Source organism: Caballeronia udeis (assembly GCF_001544555.2).
Taxonomy (GTDB): domain Bacteria; phylum Pseudomonadota; class Gammaproteobacteria; order Burkholderiales; family Burkholderiaceae; genus Caballeronia; species Caballeronia udeis.
The window spans coordinates 118,339-139,238 of record NZ_FCOK02000017.1; the positions used below are offsets into that span (position 1 = coordinate 118,339).

20 protein-coding genes are annotated in these 20,900 nt (G+C 59.6%); 7 read left to right on the plus strand and 13 right to left on the minus strand.

Translation table 11 applies throughout. From position 1 onward, the window contains the following. Positions 1-22 precede the first annotated feature (22 nt). Genes AWB69_RS14845 through AWB69_RS14855 form a run of 3 tightly spaced genes read left to right on the plus strand, consistent with a single transcriptional unit; the run spans position 23 to position 2,095 of the window. Positions 23-691, plus strand: a complete 669-nt coding sequence (locus tag AWB69_RS14845; protein WP_062085883.1) for an amino acid ABC transporter permease — start codon at positions 23-25, stop codon at positions 689-691. Further along, the gene (locus tag AWB69_RS14850) at positions 691-1,380 is read left to right on the plus strand and encodes an amino acid ABC transporter permease (RefSeq protein WP_062085885.1); all 690 of its coding nucleotides are present in this window, start codon (positions 691-693) and stop codon (positions 1,378-1,380) included. The genes AWB69_RS14845 and AWB69_RS14850 overlap by 1 nt, the downstream gene beginning before the upstream one ends. After that, positions 1,358-2,095 (plus strand): amino acid ABC transporter ATP-binding protein, encoded by a 738-nt coding sequence (locus AWB69_RS14855; protein ID WP_062085887.1) that lies wholly within the window; start codon positions 1,358-1,360, stop codon positions 2,093-2,095. The genes AWB69_RS14850 and AWB69_RS14855 overlap by 23 nt, the downstream gene beginning before the upstream one ends. 18 nt (positions 2,096-2,113) lie before the next feature. Here AWB69_RS14855 and AWB69_RS14860 read toward each other — a convergent pair whose 3' ends face one another. The 6 genes from AWB69_RS14860 to AWB69_RS14885 all read right to left on the minus strand — a co-directional run bounded on the left by AWB69_RS14860 (position 2,114) and on the right by AWB69_RS14885 (position 8,748). Continuing rightward, the gene (locus AWB69_RS14860) at positions 2,114-2,770 is read right to left on the minus strand and encodes a GntR family transcriptional regulator (protein WP_062085888.1); all 657 of its coding nucleotides are present in this window, start codon (positions 2,768-2,770) and stop codon (positions 2,114-2,116) included. A 428-nt stretch (positions 2,771-3,198) separates the two neighbouring features. Next, positions 3,199-4,092, minus strand: coding sequence for an SDR family NAD(P)-dependent oxidoreductase (locus AWB69_RS14865; RefSeq protein WP_231937108.1), 894 nt, complete (start codon positions 4,090-4,092; stop codon positions 3,199-3,201). Between the two features lie 246 nt (positions 4,093-4,338). After that, positions 4,339-5,295: an ABC transporter permease gene (locus AWB69_RS14870; protein ID WP_062085890.1), complete on the minus strand. Its 957-nt coding sequence runs from the start codon at positions 5,293-5,295 to the stop codon at positions 4,339-4,341. Beyond that, positions 5,292-6,242, minus strand: coding sequence for an ABC transporter permease (locus AWB69_RS14875; RefSeq protein WP_062085892.1), 951 nt, complete (start codon positions 6,240-6,242; stop codon positions 5,292-5,294). The genes AWB69_RS14870 and AWB69_RS14875 overlap by 4 nt, the downstream gene beginning before the upstream one ends. Continuing rightward, positions 6,239-7,735 (minus strand): ATP-binding cassette domain-containing protein, encoded by a 1,497-nt coding sequence (locus AWB69_RS14880; protein ID WP_062085894.1) that lies wholly within the window; start codon positions 7,733-7,735, stop codon positions 6,239-6,241. The genes AWB69_RS14875 and AWB69_RS14880 overlap by 4 nt, the downstream gene beginning before the upstream one ends. A 47-nt stretch (positions 7,736-7,782) precedes the next feature. After that, positions 7,783-8,748: an ABC transporter substrate-binding protein gene (locus tag AWB69_RS14885; protein WP_062085944.1), complete on the minus strand. Its 966-nt coding sequence runs from the start codon at positions 8,746-8,748 to the stop codon at positions 7,783-7,785. Positions 8,749-8,976: 228 nt separating this feature from the next. Here AWB69_RS14885 and AWB69_RS14890 point away from each other — a divergent pair, with 228 nt between their 5' ends. Next, on the plus strand, positions 8,977-10,095 hold the full coding sequence (locus AWB69_RS14890; RefSeq protein WP_062085896.1) for a lactonase family protein: 1,119 nt from the start codon (positions 8,977-8,979) through the stop codon (positions 10,093-10,095). 8 nt (positions 10,096-10,103) lie between these two features. Here AWB69_RS14890 and AWB69_RS14895 read toward each other — a convergent pair whose 3' ends face one another. The 5 genes from AWB69_RS14895 to AWB69_RS14915 all read right to left on the minus strand — a co-directional run bounded on the left by AWB69_RS14895 (position 10,104) and on the right by AWB69_RS14915 (position 13,404). After that, positions 10,104-10,745 (minus strand): DUF1109 domain-containing protein, encoded by a 642-nt coding sequence (locus AWB69_RS14895; RefSeq protein ID WP_062085898.1) that lies wholly within the window; start codon positions 10,743-10,745, stop codon positions 10,104-10,106. 114 nt (positions 10,746-10,859) lie between these two features. Then, entirely contained in the window at positions 10,860-11,363 is a 504-nt protein-coding gene (locus tag AWB69_RS14900) for a DoxX family protein (RefSeq protein ID WP_156528852.1), read from the minus strand. A 5-nt stretch (positions 11,364-11,368) separates the two neighbouring features. After that, on the minus strand, positions 11,369-12,148 hold the full coding sequence (locus AWB69_RS14905) for an HvfC/BufC N-terminal domain-containing protein (protein ID WP_062085900.1): 780 nt from the start codon (positions 12,146-12,148) through the stop codon (positions 11,369-11,371). Beyond that, complete coding sequence (gene bufB / locus AWB69_RS14910; protein WP_062890650.1) at positions 12,138-13,061, minus strand: MNIO family bufferin maturase; 924 nt, start codon at positions 13,059-13,061, stop codon at positions 12,138-12,140. Before bufB ends, AWB69_RS14905 begins: the two co-directional genes overlap by 11 nt. Before the next feature lie 31 nt (positions 13,062-13,092). Further along, positions 13,093-13,404 (minus strand): BufA1 family periplasmic bufferin-type metallophore, encoded by a 312-nt coding sequence (locus tag AWB69_RS14915; RefSeq protein ID WP_062085902.1) that lies wholly within the window; start codon positions 13,402-13,404, stop codon positions 13,093-13,095. A gap of 750 nt (positions 13,405-14,154) precedes the next feature. Here AWB69_RS14915 and AWB69_RS14925 point away from each other — a divergent pair. After that, positions 14,155-15,507: an MFS transporter gene (locus tag AWB69_RS14925; RefSeq protein WP_062085906.1), complete on the plus strand. Its 1,353-nt coding sequence runs from the start codon at positions 14,155-14,157 to the stop codon at positions 15,505-15,507. A 117-nt stretch (positions 15,508-15,624) separates the two neighbouring features. Here the strand turns inward: AWB69_RS14925 and AWB69_RS14930 are convergent, their stop codons facing one another. Both AWB69_RS14930 and AWB69_RS47700 read right to left on the minus strand, forming a co-directional pair. Beyond that, complete coding sequence (locus AWB69_RS14930; protein ID WP_062085908.1) at positions 15,625-17,661, minus strand: arabinofuranosidase catalytic domain-containing protein; 2,037 nt, start codon at positions 17,659-17,661, stop codon at positions 15,625-15,627. A gap of 73 nt (positions 17,662-17,734) precedes the next feature. Then, positions 17,735-17,905, minus strand: coding sequence for a hypothetical protein (locus AWB69_RS47700; RefSeq protein WP_156528853.1), 171 nt, complete (start codon positions 17,903-17,905; stop codon positions 17,735-17,737). 1,080 nt (positions 17,906-18,985) lie between these two features. On the opposite strand from AWB69_RS47700, the gene AWB69_RS14940 reads away from it, so the two are divergent. Both AWB69_RS14940 and AWB69_RS14945 read left to right on the plus strand, forming a co-directional pair. Next, positions 18,986-20,230, plus strand: a complete 1,245-nt coding sequence (locus AWB69_RS14940; RefSeq protein ID WP_062085912.1) for an alkaline phosphatase family protein — start codon at positions 18,986-18,988, stop codon at positions 20,228-20,230. Beyond that, positions 20,227-20,472 carry a hypothetical protein gene (locus AWB69_RS14945; protein ID WP_062085914.1) on the plus strand — a complete coding sequence of 82 codons (246 nt, stop codon included), beginning with the start codon at positions 20,227-20,229 and terminating at the stop codon, positions 20,470-20,472. Before AWB69_RS14940 ends, AWB69_RS14945 begins: the two co-directional genes overlap by 4 nt. The last annotated feature ends 428 nt before the right edge of the window (positions 20,473-20,900 follow it).

Here is a 20,900-nt window from a genome sequence, read left to right on the forward strand (position 1 = left end):
ATCCGGCGGGAGCCACTATTCGATGACCCTACATTTCGAGCCCATTCTACAGCAGTGGCCTTATCTGCTTGGCGGTGCATGGCTCAGTCTGCAAATTGCCGTGCTCGCGTTTGGGTTCGGCATGGTCATCGGCCTCGTATGCGCCTCGGTGTTGCGTTACGGGCCGGTGTTTCTGCGCAGGGTGGTGAGGGCGTATGTGATCTTCGCGACCAACACGCCGCAACTCGTGCAGATATTCTTTCTGTTCTTTGCGTTGCCCGAGATCGGCGTGACGCTGTCGCCGTTCACGGCGGTGTTGATCGGGGCGACGTTCAATGCGGGCGCGTATCTGTGCGAGATCCAGCGCGCCGGTTTCAATTCGGTCCGGCTGATGGAAGTCGAAGCCGCCGAAGTGCTCGGCTTTTCCACGCCGCAGATCGTGCGGCACGTGATCCTGCCGCACGTGCTGAAGGTGATGTTCCCGCCGCTGTCGAACCAGTTTATCGTCATGACGCTCGGCACCTCGATGGCGTCAATCTTCGGCGTGGAGGAACTGACGGGCCGCACGTACAACCTCAGCTCGCAAACGTATCTCTCAGTCGAGGCATTCAGCGTGGCCGCTGTTCTGTACATCGCGGTCACACTGATCGCCACCTTCGCGCTGGCCATGATCGGGCGTCATGTCTGCCGCGCCAAAATCAAGGCGTTCTGATGTTCGCCTCTTCACAAGCCGAAATCGCCCAGCTATTTTCCTTCTACAACCTGCTGTTGCTGGCGGAAGGACTCGTTGCAACCTTCGTGCTGTCGGCGCTAGGCTGCTTCGCGGGGTTCGTGGCGGGTTTCGTCGTGGCGATTGTCCGCGTTACGCATTCCCGTGCGATGGCGCCCCTGCGTGCGCTCGCATTCGCCTATTGCTTCCTGTTTCGCCGCATCCCGTTCCTGGTGACGCTGATGCTTGTGTTCTTCGCGAGCCAGTCGTCGAAAGCGAATCTCTCGACGTTTGCTGTCGCGTCTCTGAGCGTCTGCCTGATTGCGTCCGCCTACCTGGGAGAGATCATTCGAAGCGGACTCGAGTCTGTACATGGAAACCAGTGGGAAGCCGCCCAGACGATGAATTTTTCGACCTTCGAAACCTTGCGCTTCGTGATCGTGCCGCAGGCGTGGCGCGTGGTCGTACCGCCCACGTTCGGCTTCTTCGTCATGTTCATCAAGGACACCGCGCTGGCCTCGCAGATTGGTGTGATGGAATTGACCTCGGCCGGCAAGGTGCTGACCAACAAGGGCTTTTCTTCATGGCTCGTGTACGGAACGGTCCTGGTGCTTTATTTCGTGATGTCGTACCCGTTGTCGCGCTTCGGTAAGCGCCTGGAGAAAAAACTTGCCGCAACTCGAAATCGTTGACCTGAAGGCATCGTACGGGCCGCACACGGTCCTCGAACGTATCAACCTGTCAGTGGAGAAGGGCGAAATCGTCAGCCTGATCGGACCTTCCGGATCGGGCAAGAGCACGTTGCTGCGCGTTCTGATGGGACTGTTGCCGCCGGAACGCGGCAGCGTGCGGATGAACGGCAGCCTCGTGAACTATGCGGACAAGGCGGCTGTGCGCGCGTTGCGCTCGGAGATTGCGATTGTCTTCCAGCAATACAACCTGTTCCAGAATATGACCGTGCTGGACAACGTGATGATCACGCCCACCAAGATCAAGGCCTGGCCGCGCAAGCAGGTGGAAGAGGATGCCATCCGGTTGCTTACGCGCGTGGGCCTCGAACATCGGCTGCAAGCGTATCCGGACGAGTTGTCGGGTGGTCAGCAGCAACGTGTTGCAATCGCTCGCGCGCTTGCGTTGAAACCGAACGTGCTGTTTCTCGATGAAGTGACGGCCGCGCTCGACCCGGAACTCGTCACTGAAGTACTCGATACCATTCGCGCGCTGGCGTCGGAGGGAATCACGATGTTCATCGTGTCGCATGAGATGAGCTTCGTGCGCGAGGTGTCGTCCAAAGTGGTCTTCATGGCAGGCGGCCATGTGATCGAGTCCGGCTCGCCGCGGCAGGTCTTCGATGCCCCTCAGGAAGCCCGCACGCGCGAATTCGTCGGCAAGATCTTGCGTCACTGATGAATGCTCGGATCCGGTTCAGACTCCGCTGCCCTCACTCAGGCGGTCGAGCACGAAACGGCGCAGGTTTTGCAGGTGCGCGCGAACGGCGCCGCGTGCCGCATCGGCGTCGTCGGCTGCGTACGCTTCGAGGATCGCAAGGTGCTCCGTGCGGTCTTCCTCAATGCGGTTGAAGGGCGTCGAGAGTTCAAACAACCGGGTGTTCGTGCGCACGACTTCGATCATCCGCGCGAGAACTTCGTTGCCGCTGGCGTGCGCCATCATGGTGTGGACCTGATCGTCGACCTGCCAGTGCTCCTGCTCTTGCTGGCCGCTGCGCAGCGCCTTGATCTTCTTCGCCAGTTGCTGGATCTGCTTCTTGTCGATCTTGCCGATGGCGAGGCCGATTGCCTCCGCCTCAAGCAACTCGCGCACCTTCATTGCCTGGAAATACTCTTGCGCGCTGACGAAGCGCACGGAATAAGAGCGGGCTCCCGCGCGGGCCAGCAAACCCTCGCCTTCAAGCCGCAGCAATGCTTCGCGCATGGGCGTGCGGGAGATGTTGAGTTCCTCGGCAAGCCGCCCTTCGACGACGGGGCCGCCGCTGCGCAAGGCCTTGTCGAGGATCATTCGCCGCAGAGCCTGGTAAGCCAGTTCACCGAGTTTTTCCGGGGTTGTCAGGGGAGATGCTGTCACTTTGTCTCGCTCGCGTTAAATGCACGTATACGTATTGTATGCGATCAACCAGTGGTCTTCGTTTCGCGATAACACTCGCGTTCCCGAGAGCGTTTGATGAAGGTGAGCGCCGGCGCGGGCGAGCAGGCCGCGTGCGTCCCTTGCCGCAAACAATTGACGGCATCATTAGGTCGTGGCCCCCGGAGGATGATCAATCACATTCGCGGATTGCAGGACGACGTCCTCAAAGCGATCACGGGCTAGACACGCGGGCTCTCCGGACGGGGGAGCCTTGGGTATTTTTATAAAATTAGCATACCTATTCAAATGGCAGGGAGAGGTTTCTTTTTTTCTCTTGAGCAATAGACCTTTTAACTCTCCGTTCAATATGGGCGAGGCAGCGGACCGCCTTGCCATTCAGATGGATTGCACGTCGACCATGGTTTTCATCACTCCGGCAATGTCACGCCGAGGCTTGCCATCAGCCCCCCGTCAACCTTGAACTCCGCTCCTGTGCAAAAACTTGCGCGATCGCTGGCCAAAAAGGCGACCACCTCGGCGACTTCTTCGGGGCGCCCGATTCGGCCGAGCGGCTGCGCCTTGCCCCATTCCCGAAGAATTTCTTCCTCTCGCCCCGGCGCGGTTTGCGCGGCCGCAAAGCGTGTCATTGGCGCATCGATGCAGCCCGGGCAGACTGCATTTGCACGTATGCCCGAAGGGCCAAAATCCACGGCAAGCGAGCGCGTTAGAGCAAGCATGCCAGCCTTCGAGGTGGCATAGGCGGCCACCCGGGTCTGGTTGGCAAGCGCCTGCACAGAGGCAATGTTGACGATCGAACCGCGTTGTGACCTGAGCATGTGCGGCAATGCGTAATGACATGCCAGATACGTTCCTCGTAAATTGATACGGATGACGTTGTCCCACTCGGCCGAGCCCATGGACGCAACGGTGCCATAGGGCTGGATCGCCGCATTATTAATCAGGATGTCGATCGACCCGAGAAATGCTGCGGACTGTTCCATCGCGATGGCAACTTCCTCCGCAATGCCAATATTGGCGACAATAGCGGTGACATTGAGTCCTTCGGCGCGCAACGTCGCCGCTGCCTGTTCCAGCACTTCAGGGTCCTCGCCCAGCAATGCTACGGATCCGCCGCGCTCGGCTATCAACCGTGCGCATGCCAGCCCGATACCGCGTCCACCGCCGGTCACAACCGCGCCTTTGCCTGTTAGCTCACTCACAACGCCCCCATTTTCCTGCCCGCTGTCACACGGGCAACAGTAGATTGACGGAAGATCAATTGTTGCCTGCTCGAAGCCGGTGACACGTTTTGCGTGTTCCATAGCCGCGGCGAGTTGACGGCAAGACGATATATTGCTTCTCGTCGTGAACTATTTTTCTAGTATGAAACGCTATATTTACCCGAGTCAACCGGGGTTAGATGGTGCGACGACCCACAACGTCTCCGTTGCTTGTGCTTGCCGGCATCAAGTCACCCGATGAAATCAGATGCTGCATCGCGGTAAGACGGATTTCATCAAGCAGCATTGCGGACGTCCCATGATTCCGTTCGATGGCAAGCGTAGCCGTCATGCCCGTGCATCGGATGCTCCGCTTGCAACCGCCGTAACCCCTACGATCAACAGTCCATAGACGATAGCTCGCAACCCTGCACCTGCTCCGGTTGCATTCAGCAGCGCGTTGATCAGGAACAGAAAGCATGCAGCGCTCCACACGCCGGTCGGACTCGCGCGTCCACCTGCTACTTGCGTGCCACCGATCACCACCACCGCAACGGACAGCAACATGTAATCTGCGCCCATGTCGAGCGTGGCGCCGCCGGAGAACGCGGCAAGCAGCAGTGCGGCCAGCGCGGCCAGCACTGAGCAGCTCACATAGGTCAGGCAGCGCACCGCGCCTACCTTGACCCCGGCAAGCTCGGCTGCGCGGGCGTTTTGTCCCACGGCGGAAAGGCTGCGGCCTTGCACCAGCCTGAACAGCACCGTGGCGACAAGCAAAGTCAGAGCGACGCCGACGAATGCCAGTCCCGACACGCCGCCGATACGGCTCAGCGCGAAATTTTCAAGCGCGGGCGGGGGCGCTGCGCCGCCGCGTCCAAGACTGATCGCGAGTGACTGAAGAACAAAACTCGAAGACAATGTCGCGATGATCGGCGGAATCCGCAGCAAGCGGATCAGCACGTAGTTGAAGAGACCTATCGCCACGCCGGTCGCGACCACGGCGCCGATGCCGGACAGGATGGCATGATTGCTGGTCGCCATCACCCGCATGCCAATGCTCCCCGCAAGTGCAATGGTCGCGGGAATCGACAGGTCGATGTTGCCTGGGCCGCTGGTGATGACAAGCATCTGGCCGAGGCCGACCAGCACCGTAAAAACGACGAAAGCCGACGCGGTCGACAACATGTTGCCCGCGGTGCCAACACCAAATACGACGCCTGCAACAATGCCCACCAGGACCGCGCCGATGAACGACCAGAGCCAGACGGCACGACGTAATTCGCGGATGGCGAGGATCGATTTCATCGGCGCGGCTCCTTCAGGCGAAACACGAGACGCAGTGACAGCACCGCGATCAGGATTGCGCCTTGCAAACCAATTTGCCATTCTGGCGCGACCTGCAGGAACGAGAGAAACGACGAGGCCAGCGTGAGTGTGATTGCGCCCAGCACGGCGCCGACCGGTGAGACTCGGCCGCCCGTGAATTCGCCGCCGCCGAGAATCACACCGGCGACCGAGAGCAGCGTATAACGTAACGCGATGTTGGCATCGGCCGATGTCGTGAGGCCGAGCAGCGTCAGACCGGAGCACACGCCGAAGAGGCCGGCGCAACCGAACAGGACCGCCTTCGAACGGATGATCGACCAGCCAAAGCGGTGCATCGCGCCAGCGTTACCGCCGACACCGCGCAAGCTCACGCCGAGCGCGGAGCGCATGAAGAAAAGGTGCGTGCAGAGCGCGATTGCCGCCGTCCAGACGAGTGGTGCAGGAACGACCGGCATGTGAAAGGACATGAGCGACGCAAGCCATTCCGGGGCCTGTCCGCCCGGTGCGGGCAGCAGCAGCACCGCGATGCCATTCCAGACGAACGAGAGTCCCAGCGTGACCACCACCGACGAGATGCGCCGATATTCGATCAGCGCGCCGACAAGCGCATAGACCAGGACACAGCCGGCGAGCGCTCCCCAGCCCAGCCAGGGCGAACTTTGCAGCAACGTTCCACCGATACATGCGACGAGGCTGACGAAAGAACCAATTGACAGGTCCAGTTCGTTCGCCGTGATCACCGAAAGCTGTGCAAGCGTTGCGAAGACTATCGGGATGCCGAGATTGAGCAGCATGACGCCGCCAAAGTAGCTGACCGTATTGGGCTGAACGATCGCCATCGGAACGAGCACGGCGAACAACGATATGACCGGCAGCATTGAACGCAGGTCGAGAGGACGACGGCGCGAGGCGGCAGAAAAGTTCATCGGACAGGCTCCTCGAAGCTGGCGGCGAGCAGCGCCTCTTCGGTGCACTCGCTGGCGCTGAGTTCGCGTGTCACGCGGCCGGAGCGAAACACGTAGGTTTTATCGCAGTAGAAGAGTTCGTCGTTCTCGGTCGTGTACCAGATGAAGGTGCGTCCACGCGCCGCTTCGTCCTGGAGCAGCCGGTAGATCTCCAGCTTGGTGCCGATGTCGACGCCTCTCATCGGGTCGTCCATCAGGATGAGATCGGCATCCGAGGCGAGTGCTCGCCCGAACAGCACCTTCTGCTGATTGCCACCGCTGAGTGACAGGATATTGGCGCCCGCGGCAGCGCCGCGAATATCGAGGCGCCGGGCCCAGGTGTCGAAGAGTTCGCGCAGGCTCGCGGCTTTGAGCCATGAACCGCGTGTGCGGTCATAGAGCGAGCGGATGTCGAAATTTTGCGCGATGGTCCAGTCGGGAAAGATGCCGTCCGAGCGGCGGTCGCCGGCCACGTAGGCGACCCGGTCGCGTGAATGGCGACCGCGCGCCGATGCGTAGATGGCGTTGAGGACATCGGTCTGGCCTTGCCCCGCGAGACCGGCAAAGCCCACAATGCTGCCGCGCGGCGCATCAATAGTCGTCTGCTGCCTGGGTCCAACCGTCCACCGATAGGCGTCCTGGGTCCTGGCGCCGGGTGCGGCGCGCTCGCGCAGGGTGACATCGGCTTCGATGAACTGACCCATCGCGCGGATGATGGCGTCCTTGGTCAAACCTTCCACGGGCAGTGTGGCGATCACGCCGCCGTCGCGCATCACCATGACGCGGTCGGCACACCGCAACATCTCGTTGAGCATGTGCGTGATGAGGACGGTGGTGATGCCTTCAGCCGCGCTCTTTCGGACGAAGGCGAGCAGTTGCTCGGCGGTGTATTTGTCGAGACTCGAGGTCGGCTCGTCCAGGATGACGAGTTTGACCGGCGTATCAACACGCGCGAAGCAGCGCGCGATCTCCACCATTTGCTGCTGCGAGAGGGAGAGGTTGCCAACCAGATCCTTGCCCGACAACCTGTGGCCGGGAAAGATTGCATCGAGCTGCGCTTCGATAATCGCGCGCGCCCGCTTGCGCCAACCGAAACCCTTGAGTTGCGGGTGCACCGCGCGCATGTTCTCTTCGATAGTCAGGTTCGGGCACAGCGACAATTCCTGAAACACGCAACGCACGCCGAGCGCGCGGGCGGTGTCGGCGCCGTAGCCGCGCTCGAAGCGCTCGTCACCCGCTTCAACCCATCCGGCAGTGGCTCGCCGCGCACCCGACAACACCGACATCAAGGTCGATTTGCCCGCACCGTTGTGTCCCGCAATGGCGATGCACTCACCAGTCCGGAATGTGAAGTCCGCCTGCTTCAATGCGCGCACGACACCGAACGTCACATCGATATGGGTCAACGCAATCAACGGCACGGATTCAGACACGGCAGACCCCGCGCGCGACTCGCTTGATGCAACACTTTCCATCTGATTCATTGAGGGTACCGGATGGGGAAAACGGGACGTCCCGCTGTCTATTTCTTTTGCCCTTCGACGAGCTTGACCACCTGGTCGCGCGTGAAGACATTGCTTGCGACCGTGCCTGGCGCGGTGTTCGCAAGCACTTTATCGACGGATGCCGATGTCACGGTGAGGGTCGGCAGCGACATGTCGTGCGGCAATTTGTTACCCGCAAGCAATTGTTGAGCGACCCAGAAAGCGAAGGTCGACGAACCGGGATCGGCCGCGATCGACATCGTTTGATACGTATCGGTCCCCTGCGATTTCCACCACGCGAGTTCCTCCTGACGATTGCCGAGAATGATCGTCGGCACCGCACGGCCGGCCGCGCGAAATGCTTGCGCCGCGCCGTAACCGTCACCACCTTGCGTCACGACGCCATCGACCTGAGGCAAGGACGGCAGCACGCCTGCCACTTCCTTCTGCGCGACGGTCTGCGTCCATGCGCCGTAGACCGAGCCCACGATCTTCATGCCCGGATACTTCTTGATCTCATCGACAATGCCCTGATGAATCTCGTCATCCACCGATACGCCGGCGAGGCCCCGCACTTCGAGAATATTGCCTTTGCCATTCAGCTTCTTCGCGAGGAAGTCGACCTGCACCGCGCCCATTTGATGAAAGTCGGCACCAATCCGGTACGCGCAAGGCTCATTGACGATGCCATCGAACGAGACAACGATGACACCCGCGCTACACGCGCTCTTGATCGCGCCGTTGAGCGCTGTTGGTGAAGCCGCGTTAATAACAATTGCCTTATAGCCCTGAAGCACGAGGTTCTGGATCTGCTGCGCCTGCTCGGTCGCCTGGTTTTCGGCGGTCGTGAAGGCGGGCGCGTCCGCAACCAGGCCGGCCTTCTTCGCTTCAGTGGCGACTTGTGCCCAGCTCTTCAATTGTTGCTGGCGAAACGTATTGCCCGCATAGCTGTTCGATAAGGCGATCTTGTCTTTCGAGGTATCGCCTGTTGCCACTGCAGCCATCGCACTTGTAGCGATGAGCAGGGTGGCGAGCGTCGTGAGCGTGGTGGTTTTCCGGATGGGCACTGTCGTCTCCTGAACGTGTTTTGCGCAGCGGCACCCGGTGCGATATCGGTCGCTTGTGCAATCGGCCGCGCATGGGTGGCGGCTCAATGGATTGCATAATAGTCTCCACCCTACTACCATACAACTAGGGTTTTACCATAAGATCACTGTCTGAATTTATCGTCCATGCCGACCACGACGCTTGTATTTATCGGTTGTATCAATCGCGCAGTGCCGCATTTCGCCAGTGCGAATGGCCGCGGAATCGCGACCTTTCGCCTCGACGACACCACCGGCAAGCTGACGCCGCTTGCCGAAACTGCCGACGTAATTAATCCGTCATATCTCGCGATCCTTACCCGGCGCCGCCTGCTGTTTGCGACCAGCGAGGTGTTCGGTTGGCCGGAAGGGCGGGTGAGCGCGTATCGCATCGATGCTGCAACCGGCGCACTTACGCTGCTCAATCGGCAAGCGACGCGCGGCAGCTTGAGCGCACATTGCAACACCGATCGGGACGGGCGATGCGTGCTCGTCGCGAACTATGGGCACGAGGTCGGTAACGAGACGCCGGGGCAGCATGTAGCGAGTTTCGCGATCCTGGACAATGGAATGATCAGTCCCGCGCTCAGTACGTTTTCTCATCTGGGAAGCGGGCCGGATCAAGCGCGGCAAAGTGTGCCGCATGGACATTGCCTGGTACCGAGTCCGGACAACCGCTTCGCTGTGGTTACGGACCTCGGTACAGATGAAGTAGTGACGTACAGGCTTGACGCACCCTCCGGCCGTCTGATGCGCGTCGATGGATCTCCGGCCAGACTGCCGCCGGGTTCGGGTCCACGACACTTCGTTTTTCATCCAGATGGTGTCATGGCTTATGTCGTCAATGAACTGAACGCAACCATCGGCCGGTTCACTTACTCGGTGGCGGAGGGCGCATTGCGGCTGCTCGATGTGGTGCGTGCGCTGCCCGAGGACGCCGTCCCGAGCCACTCCGCCGCGTTACAGATCGCAGCGGACGGGCGCGTTCTCTACGCGTCGTTTCGAGGCGACGACAGCATTGCCTGCTATCCGCTCGATCCCGTCGACGGCAGCGTTCTTTCTCCAACCGTTCGAAGCAGCGGCGGCAAGACGCCACGCAGTTTCGCGCTGTCACCATCGGGCAAATTTCTGCTGGTCGCCAACCAGGATAGCGACTTGGTGGTGACTTTCCGTATTGATCCGTTGACGGGGCAACTTGGCGAACAAGTCGATGCCGTCCCGGTCGGCACGCCGATGTGCGTTCAGGCCGTCAACCTCGACTCATGAAGGGTGCGTTACCACCGCAAGTAGATCGGCGCAAGTGCAGCACCTATACCGGCAGTTATGACAATCGCCAGTACGTACCAGACACCCCAGAACGGCACGGACATCTCTGAACAGTAAAGGGAGTACACAAGCAGGCCTTGCGCACCAGCGAGCAATCCAGCACCTGCGCCAGCCAGCGCAAGGCGGGTAGGGGCGAGTCCCTTCATGGCGCGCATCACGGCGGCAAGTGACGGCAGAGACAGCAGAACGATATTCGCTGTGGTGACCCGCCATGTTGTACCCACGATCAGTTGCAGGCGATAGCCTAGCGGTGTCGAGAGAAAAATAAACGCGGCCACGAGCAACACGGTGATGAAGGGCAACATGACTGCGAACCATGCAAGCTTGAGCGGCGCGCCTGGACGAGCAAGACGTTCAGCGAGTTTCATTGCAGTTGCAATCGTAGCCAGCGGAAACGCGAGCCGTACCCAGAACATTGGCGTCAGTATCAGCTCGGGCATGTCGCTCCGAATGCCGTAGAGCACAACCAGCAACGCCGTGCTGGCGGTAACGCCAACTATCAGCGCCCGATTGAGTCTCTTCGAAACAGCATTGGACTCGACGGGCGCCAGATCATTAGTCAACCGAAATATCAGATCTCCAGTTTTCATTTCCCCTCTTCGTGTCGAACTTTCCCCGCAGTATGCCGTTCCGGACGGACAACCTTCCGAACCGGACGTGCCTGGATAACCCCATCGCTCGCCCTGTCGGATGTGTTCACCCGGTCACGACCTGAACGACCTGTCACCAAGCAGATAGTCTATGGATATCCGGCCCGGACCCCAGGCTGCAATTCCCAGTGCCATTGCCACCCAGGTCAGGTGGATAGGCCAGCCCTCCGGTACAGTCAGTTCGATGATGCACGTCATCAGTATCAAACCAAGTGCCGCGAACCGGGTCCCAAGGCCAAGCACGAGCAGGACCGGGAACGTGACCTCACCGCAACCCGACAGAAATGCGAAAACAGCTGGGTGGGGAAACGGATACGGGCCACCCGGGAGATGCAACTGAAACTCCTGCGTGAACAGGTCGATCGCCGTATCGTTGAGTTGAAGGAATCCGTGCCATTTGAGAATGCCCGATTTCCAGAACGGCACGGCCAGTGCAAGCCGCAGCACCAGTTGAACAAGCCACGGTTGTGCGAGCTGCTGGATCAACCGCTTCGCCGAGCCAATCGTGGATATCACTATGTCCGGAAAGGGCAGTTTCACATCTTGTTGGTTCGACATCTTGATCAATCTCCATGTTGAACGGCGGTAAACACGCCGGCTGAGATCATCCCTGCCAGGTTGGCCTGGAGATCGAAGGAGGGGGCCTCTTGAAATGCGGCCGCGATTGCTTCACCCAGTGATGCACCCTCGATAAGATCGATGAGGAATGTGGCACCACCGGCTGGCAGGCGTGACACCACCACGTCCTGCTCCGGTCGCGTCACGAGTCCATCCTCGGGTTCGCTTGAGCGGAGCGGAGAAACAGGACCATCAGTCCGGTTCATCGCAAAAATTGCGACGGCCGGATACGGTGATCGCACAATCCGCGCGGCGGGGTGCGGTTCGAAACACACCCCGGCCAGCGACGTCGGCTCAATACTTCCCAGCGCTTCGGCGGCAAGCACAGGCAGGTCTGCAGCGTGATAGGCATCCAGCCACGCGCGCTCGATGCGCGCGGTATCCGCAAGCCACGGCATGTCACGGGCATATTCATAGGACTCGATGAACGCGGGAAAATCCCGCCCGTACTCGAACAGCAACGGAGAAGCAGGAGGAGTTGCACGAACGTGGAAACGGGCCATCGCCCTGAAGAATTCGACGCCGGTAATGCGCTGGACAGCAGGATAGATTGCAGCGAGCGCGTCGATCAGGCTGACCGTGACGTTATTGCGATAAACGTCATAGCGCTTGATGACGCCCTTTCCCGACGTGGCGACCACGTCTTCCGGTGCCACCATCGCTGGATTCGTCAAACCTGGTGCAAACGCTTCGGTGTATTCGCATAGGCGATATTCAGACCTCATGGCTGAGCTCCCCGGCAAGCGATATCCCGTGTTCCGCCATGATTCGCCGAGCCGTCAGTGCCTGAGCCCGCAACACGGGCCAGCCGGGAAGGTTGCTATCCCATTCGATCAACGTGGGCCTCGGTCCAATACGCGATACGACATCTCTGTAAAGCGTCCAGACAGAATCGGAGATAGCACGGTCGTGGCTGTCTATGAGCAGCAGTTCGTTCTCGTCGTCGTGTTGCTCGCTATGGCCGGCGAGGTGTATCTCGCCCACCTGTTCAAGAGGGAATTCGGCAAGGTACGCTGAGGCCGAGAAACCGTGATTATTTGCCGAAACAAAAACGTTATTCACGTCCATCAACAGACCGCAGCCGGTGCGTTGCGAGACCGCCCGGATGAAGTCGGTTTCGCTCATGGTCGAGGAAGCGAAAGCAACATAGGTCGACGGATTCTCAAGGAGAATGGGACGTCCTATCGCTTCCTGCACCTGGTCGATGTGCGCGCACACGTTATCGAGCGTGTCTTTCGTGTACGGCAAAGGCAGGAGGTCGTTGAAGAATGTCCCGCCGTGTGAAGACCACGCCAGATGCTCGGACACCAGCGTGGGCTCGTAGCGAGCGACCAGATTTCGGAAGCGCGCGAGATGATTCACATCCAGTGCTCCCGGCCCGCCGATCGACATACAGACGCCGTGAATGGAGAGCGGATAGTCCTCGCGGATGGCCGCAAGCGCCCGATGTGGCGGGCCGCCTGCGCCCATGTAGTTTTCTGCATGAACCTCGAAGAATCCGTGGTTCAGTCCGTCCGCGAGAATCGCGGACAGGTGTTCATGCTTGAAGCTGGTACCGGTGAGCCCCTGGGCGCCAGGCGTCACTTGGAGGGGGTGGTCTGGTTTACCAACTGTGGTTGTCTTCGTGGAATCGTCCATGGCCGCCCCGTTCCTCTTGTCGTTCGCCGGATCAGGACTTCAGTGGGGTGAGCGAGCCGTGGCCGCCACCCGGCACTTCGATACTCGCGCAGGTGCCGCCTTGAACGAATTTCCACGAGTTACCCTGGAAATCCATCGCGGAAGTACCTTGACACGTGGTGCCAGGACCGGCCGCGCAGTCGTTTTGTCCCTTCAGGGCGACGCCGTAGCACTTCTCCTTGTGAGCAGCGACGGCAGCGCTTGCTTCGGCCTGCGTGAGCGGTGCTGCGTGGGCAACCGATGCGAGCAGGCTCGCGACAACGCCAGCGAGCAGGGTGGCACTAACCGTGGTCTTTGATGACATTGAATTTCTCCAGTAGTTGAGATAGAAGGTACCCGTGGTGGGTACGTGATTTAATTCGTGGTCACCGGATGTTCAGTTACACAGGGAAAATAATTTTTTTTGCTTGCGACCTGTGGCATGGCGAAATCAGCTTCCGCATTTACCTCGGCCATCATTGCAATTGATTGACATGTTTTTCGGCAAGCGAATGCGTTGGCAGTCACTCAGTCCCGATCGGCTGCGGCCAAATCCCCAGACGGGTCTCCACTTGACTCGACGAGCATGAACCGAACGGGGGCGTGCCAGCGGCGGCAATCTACCTTGCCGGGCTGGCGTAAGCCGAGCTCGCCACACGTCGTGGGCGGCTTGGCGTGGCTTACATTTCGTTTTCTGAAGCGGCCCCATCAGGGGCAATTCGCGTCCCGCTGGCCAATGCTCGCTTACCCTGAGGTGCGTCAGGTCGGCAGCCGTAAAAGCCTTTGCCAACAATCCCTTAAACGCAAGCTAAGTAGGGCTTAGGCATTTTCGAATTGTGCCCATCTATGCGATATCACATGCTGAACACCTGACTTTTGCGGAGTACAGTAGGTGGAAATCGATTGCGTGCAGCAGCGAACAGCGCACCGACACGATCACGCCAGTGCTGGTCGACGTACTCATCGCGGAGATGCGTCATGCCGCCGTGGCACTGTGCCTGCTTCCTGCGATCGTCGGCAGCTCGAGTACACCGCTCGGTGAACGCCGGTAAATCGAATCAAGGAGACAACACTAATGCAACATGGCAACACGTCCATCGGCCTGCGCAGCCGCTGGTACGATGAGCTCACTTCGATGCACTGGCGCGTGCTGCGAGCGAGCTTCCTTGGCTGGATCTTCGACGGCTACGAAACGCTGGCACTCGTTGTCGTGCTCGCGCCCATGCTGCACTCGGTGCTCACGCCCGAACAGGCCGCGTCGACGCCGGTTTATGCGGGCATCGTCATCGGCATCACACTGCTCGGCTGGGGGCTCGGCGGCCTGATCGGCGGTGTGCTGGCTGACTATGTCGGCCGCAAGAGAATGATGTTGTGGTCAGTGTTCCTTTATGCGCTGTTCTCGGGTCTCACTGCCCTCTCGCCGAACCTGTTCGTGCTGTGTGCGCTGCGCTTTCTCACTGGCCTCGCGATGGGTAGCGAATGGAGTACCGGCGTCGCGCTGCTGTCCGAAACGTGGCCGGAACGCGCACGCGCCAAAGGTGCCGGATTTCTGCAGTCGGGCTTTGGCTGGGGGACGCTGCTAGCAGCGGTGGTCTGGTACCTGCTCGCACCCGCACATCCGCTCGGTGCTGAGACGTGGCGGCTGATGTTCGTGTTTGGCGCGGTGCCTGCGTTGTTTGTGCTGTACATCCGGCGTGGTGTGAACGAGTCGGAGAAGTGGCAAACTGCGGTGCGCGAAAAGCGCTGGAACGCGACGACAGTCGAAACGCACGCTGCAGAGCCCCCGCGCGAGGGCAAGCGTCCGTTCACGCTCGCGCAGCTTTTCAGGCAGCGTGAAGCCGCGCGCCGCATGGTTTTGCTGTTCCTGCTGTCGGTCGTTGCCACGATCGGCTGGTGGGCAATTTCCACCTTGCTGCCGGCCTACACCGTTTCGATCGGCAAGGCCGAACATGTTGCCGACCCTGCCTCGTGGGGGACGCGTGTGTCGATTACGTACACGATCGGTGCGATCACCGCCTACATGATCGGCGGTTTCGTGATCGATGTGATCGGACGGCGCGCGTTCATTTCGCTGACGTTTGTCGGTGCGCTTGTGATCACGTTCGTCACGTACAAGCTCACGCACACGGTAGAGGCGATGGCGGTGGTCGCACCCATCAACGGCTTTTTCACACTTGGTTTCGCGTATGTGTGGATGGCGATCTATCCGTGCGAGCTGTTCACGAGCACCGTGCGCTCGACCGCGTGCAGCTTCGTATTCAATGCGGCCCGGATGATTGCGTGGGTGTTCCCGATTCTTGCCGGCACGATCGTCAAGTCGTTCGGCGGCGCGCCGCAGGCAGCAATGGCGCTTGGTCTGGCCTACGTGCTCGGGATCGTGCTGCCGTGGTTTCTGCCCGAAACGCGTGGACAGGGAATGCTTGACTGAATACCAACCGCCTGCTCGCACACTTGTGGCGAGTACCTTTCAGACTTCTTCGTGGTGTTTCCAGGACTCCATGCTCTTAAGAGCTTGAGTCCCCGAAAAAACGTCGCCGCTTCACGCCTACGTCCCCGAGGCAGTCACGATTGCCAGGCTTGGGCAATAATGCGTTGCGCTCAAGTATGGCGTTTGCTGTGAGCGGACTCCAGCAGCGCTAGACGTCGGCGGATCGATAAACACTTGCGCATTGTTCGATCCCGCGGGAGCAGTGAGCGTCATCGTCACTTTCCACCAGTTGCCCGATTTCACGGCGGTGAGCGAGGTCGCCTGTCCGGCACCCCACGTTCCTCGCACTATCGCGCCCGTATTTGTGTTGAGAACCCACGCAAATTCGGAGCCGTTCGGGTCATCGGTCTGAATTGATCCACCAGGGAAGACTGTCGCGTCCGTGGTAGCAAGAACATAGTCATTGAAACTATATGATTGCCCGCCCCGAACCCTGATGATTTCGCGGATATTCGAGACTGACGAGCCGTTCGTACTGGTAACCGTCGCGGCCCCCTTGTTCACTCCCGAGACATCGGTCGCAGGCACGGCGGTGCCACCATTTTGTTGCGCCCATGCATCCGGTGTCGCGAGACTCAGCGGCGAATTGATCAGATTGTTTGCATAGCAGGCGGCCACGGCCTTATCGGCCGGCGGACCATAAAAGCTTGCAATGCTCGCCTGGATTGCGTTATCGGTCGGATCGGATGTTGCTTTGGTGATTATCGCTCCTTCGAAGAATTGGAGAGGAGCAGCGCTACCGTCGCCGCCTTCCCCAAGCGACAGACCGCCTTGCCATTGCCCGTTGAATGCATGGCCCGCATCGTTGCCAAAGTTATAGGCTTCCGGGGGCGCCTGGTCATAAAGTGCTGTGAGTGCACTCTGCGAGGCAGAGCCGCCTTTGACGGCGAAGATATTTGACGCGGCCACCGGCGAGTATTTGGAGAGCACCGTGACGAACTTCTCCTTCGGAGGCTGCTGCGGCCCGTAAAGATAAACTCCCGCTTCTGCGTCGACGCCCGGCCAGTTGATATCGAGTGCGTTGCATACCGGGTCCTTGACGTTGGGCGGTTGGCTTGAATCACCATCACAATAACCAAACACCGCTGCGTTGCCGTTTGAGAATGCCAGCGCGAACATTTCGCCTTCAACCTCTCCATGCGAATAGGTGCTGGAGTTAGCGCTGCTTTCCATATTCCCGTACGTCCCGCAGCAAGTGGAGGACTGGCTATAGTGCGCTCCCGCCACCATATATTCGGCGATCTCGCTGTCCCCGATCGACTGGTTCACCGTGCCGAACCGGTTGCGATAAGCCTGTCCCGCCAATGTACCCAAGGCCGGAATCTGAGCGCCTTGAAGGGGTACGAAGCCGAGCTTCGCGGGCGTACCGGGCAGCGCCGGCAAGTCATTGCCGATCGATACCTGCAGGGTCGGCGACTGGGTCGTCAGCGGGGTTGGAGGCTGGAGCAATTGAACGTTCAGTGTCCCACTGGTTCCAGGAAGTGTGATCGTCGCGAACCCGTTAAGGACCGGAACAGTCGTCGTCTTTTGCGCCGCTGTGCCAGTGCTCGGAACAGTCAACGACTCCGTTCCATTCGCGTTAAGCGTGAGGGTGGCCGGCACATTGCCGAACGCGCCGCCCTTGAGAGGCGCCACCAGGTCGATTTGATCGTAAATGTAGGTGACGGAGCAGGTGGTATTGTTGCAGAACGAGTCTGCGCTTTTGACATTGGCCGAGCCAATCAGCGCGTGGTCGGCGCCATTCGGCAAGTTAGCCGACGTATAGGGATAGACATCCAAGGTTGTATTATCGGACGCCCGTTGAATCTGGAACAGCGGGCCCCTGTAGGTTTTTGTCAGCAGGCGTGTCACGCTGTGAGCCGCAGAGCATGGCGTGTTGGCTGTCGCGGCGGCGTCGCAAGGCAGAGGAGACGCCGATGCCGCTTCCGCTGATGCACTGTCGCTTGACTGGGCCGCGGCAGTGAGTGACGCACTTGAGTTCGACACGCCTGTGGCTTGAGATGCGGACGTGCCGCTGCTATCCCCATTACATGCAGCGAGCGCGACAGTCAGCGCCAACAAAACAGAAATTAATGCAATTCCTCTGGGCATCATGAACTCCTCCTATGAAATCATGCGTCTGATTAAGCTTATAAACTTAGTTATACGAACAAATTAACCAGCATCATCACTGATCAAGCACGTATTCTTCGGAACTGTCACTCATCCTTGGAGGGTTATCAAATGCGCTGGCGAGCGACGCAACGCACCTCCGTTTATGCTGCGCCTTCATCGCACGCCATTCGATCGCGATCCCGCACAGGCGCGGCTCGTGGCCGAAAAAGATGCTTTCACCCACGCTACGCTCGAAACGAGGCTGATCGTTTGGTAGACAGCGCAGAAGCCGACGCCGCGAGCCGGCACAACAGTCTCGCTAGGTAATAATATTAATACATAATATTACCTAGTCATCTCAGTACATTCCCGCACGTTTTCGCCAAGAGAATGAACAACCACACCGAATACCACTGAAAACAACGCCGTAGATGAGCGTGGTAGCAATATTATTGCTAATGTGAAAGGTAATAAATCGACGGATCGCTCGTCAAGGGCTCGACTGTCAGGTTGATTGAACACGCCTGGTGGCGACTAGTCGATATACCCGGAAGCGGTCATTGCGGAACGGCCGTTAGTATCGCGACGCCATGAATCGCTGGTATGGCCGATACAGGCTCGCGATTCGACCGCATACGGGGGGGCTCGACGTTTCCGGACCGATCCCCGTATGAGTCGAACGTCAACACGCTGAGAATTGACGAATCGCAGTGCACGCAGTTGCGATCGAATATCCAGTTGCCGCGCAACCTGGCGATCCGGACGAAGCTCCGGACTACGTGGCTTTGACGAAATCCGGATCTTGTTTCTATTTTTTCGGATTATCTGGAAGAGAAGCTAGCCCCGGTAGCCGCCGCTCGACGGATCGGACTGCATCAGATGCATCGACCGACGAAAAGGCGCATCTTCTTTTACGATCCCTAATTGCGATTCTTTAGGTTTTGCGGTCGGCGTTATTATTTTGAAAGGTGCTGAGCATCTGAGCGCTGGATGCCCTGCGGATCCTGGACATTGATCACCTCTGTCCGCATATTTGGGGCGGCCACCAAAGCACGGACATTCTCCGGGTACGAAACGATGAAACAATACTCACAGCCGCACCGGATTGAGCGATCAGCTCTTATTCACCACTTCACTATAAGATGCTCAAGAACGAGGCGCACCGCCCTTGACTGAGAAAGTGGATGCGGCCGGCGCGTCTTACCAGCGAGTGTTGCCGCGGGTGTACTCCAAACGACGGGGCGACAACAACGAACGACGAAGCAGACGAACAACGAAGCAGACGAACAGGTCGGTGGTCCAGCGAGAGACAGGAGCGCACTTCATGAACGCAAACGCAGCGGCCGCAGGCGGTTTGGACCAGATCATCCAGCACGTATTCGTGCTGATGCTGGAAAACCGCTCCTTCGATCATCTGTTCGCACTGTCGGGTATACCTGGAATCATCGCTGCCACTACCGCGAACACGAATACCTACAGCGGCGCCACCTACGCGTTCGGCGGCGGCGCGCCCAGCCAACTGCCCACCGACCCGGGGCATGAATTCATCGACGTGATCGAACAGCTGTGCGGCGCGAATGCGCAGTTCCAGCGAGGCCAGCCCTATCCGCCGATCGACAACTCCGGCTTCGTCGCGAACTACGCGACCACGCGCACCGAAGGCACACCACCGCATAGCGGCGACGTCGATGACATCATGCGGGGTGTTGACGCCGGTACCCAGTTCCCCGCGATGTACCAACTCGCGACGCAGTTCGTGCTGTGCGACGCCTGGCATTCGTCGCTGCCCGGCCCGACCTGGCCGAACCGTTACTTCCTGCATGGCGGCTCGTCGGCCGGGCTCGATCATTCGCCGACCTCGGACGAGATGTGCAAATGGGAAGGGCTGGATGGTTTCGTCTATCCGAAAGGATCGATTTTCGACGCGCTCGGCAAAGACAACTACCGCCTGTACCAGGACCACCTGGGCGATCCGCTCGGCCGCATACCGCACGTCGCGTCGATCAAGGGCATCAGCGTCTGCGACGTCGACGACCTGTCGCATTTCGAAGCGGATCTCGCTGCAGGCTACACGGCCCGCTATACGTTCATCGAACCGAGCTACGGCGACGTCGTGAACGGCACCTACGAGAACGGCAGTTCGCAGCATCCGATGGACGGCCTTGCTGCGGGCGACCAGCTCGTTGCCCGCGTCTACGGTGCGATCCGCAACTCGCCGTTGTGGGACAAGAGCCTCTTCGTGATCCTCTACGATGAGCACGGCGGTTTCTACGACTCGGTCATGCCCGGCAAGGCGACCCCTCCGAACGACGGTGCGGCCGCAGCGCTGAACGCGAGCGGATTTGGATTCGACGTCTACGGCGTTCGCGTTCCCGCGATCGTGGTGTCGCCCTGGGTCGCACAAGGTCAGGTCGATCACACGACGTACGATCACAGCTCCGTGCTCGCGACCCTTGAGCGCCTGTTTGGTCTCCAGCCGCTGACGGATCGCGACAAAAGCGCCAATGATGTGCTGTCGCTGATCACCCGGACCTGCCGCCAGGACTGCGCAGAGAGGATAGGAGCATGACCCCGATGACGCACGCGCATGACCGCGATCATGAACTCGTGCCCGATCCCAGCACGCTGATGGGTCTGCTGCACGTGCTGCGCAAGGCCCACATGGAGCTGGTCGGCAAGGACGTGGCACACCAGCGCTTCAGTCGGGTGTCCACGCGTGACGATGCCAGACAGTACATCGAGGAAGTGATGCCGCATCTGATGAAGGAGCGCGAGAAGCGGCGGCAACGTCGGCACGGCGGCGGCAAATAAGCCCCGTCGCTGTTAAGCGAGCAGAGTCGGGCGTGAGGCGAAGCGCGGCCGAGGGTGTGCGCAAACTGTTTTTTATCGGTGGATGCGAGCCGGCAGCCTGACCAATCGAGTTGGGTGGGTCGAGCCCGCGCTAACGTAACATCTCGAGCGCAAAAAGCCCCTCAAGGCCTTAGGTTTCAGCCATCCTCATTGCAGTACTTCAGCGGATGGTCATTGCATCAGGCTGGGCGATCAATGCGTTTCACACGCCCTTATATGGACACCGCCCGGTTTGCCAAGTTGATCTTGATGTGATGCCTGAACGAGGTATCGGCTGCGGTCTTATATCCGGCCTGTTGCGTGCCGAAGCCGCGGGCCCTGATGGAATTCGCCAAGAACGTCCTCATCTCGGCCGCGTGCTTCAGGCACAAGGGCGTGTTCAGGTTTGC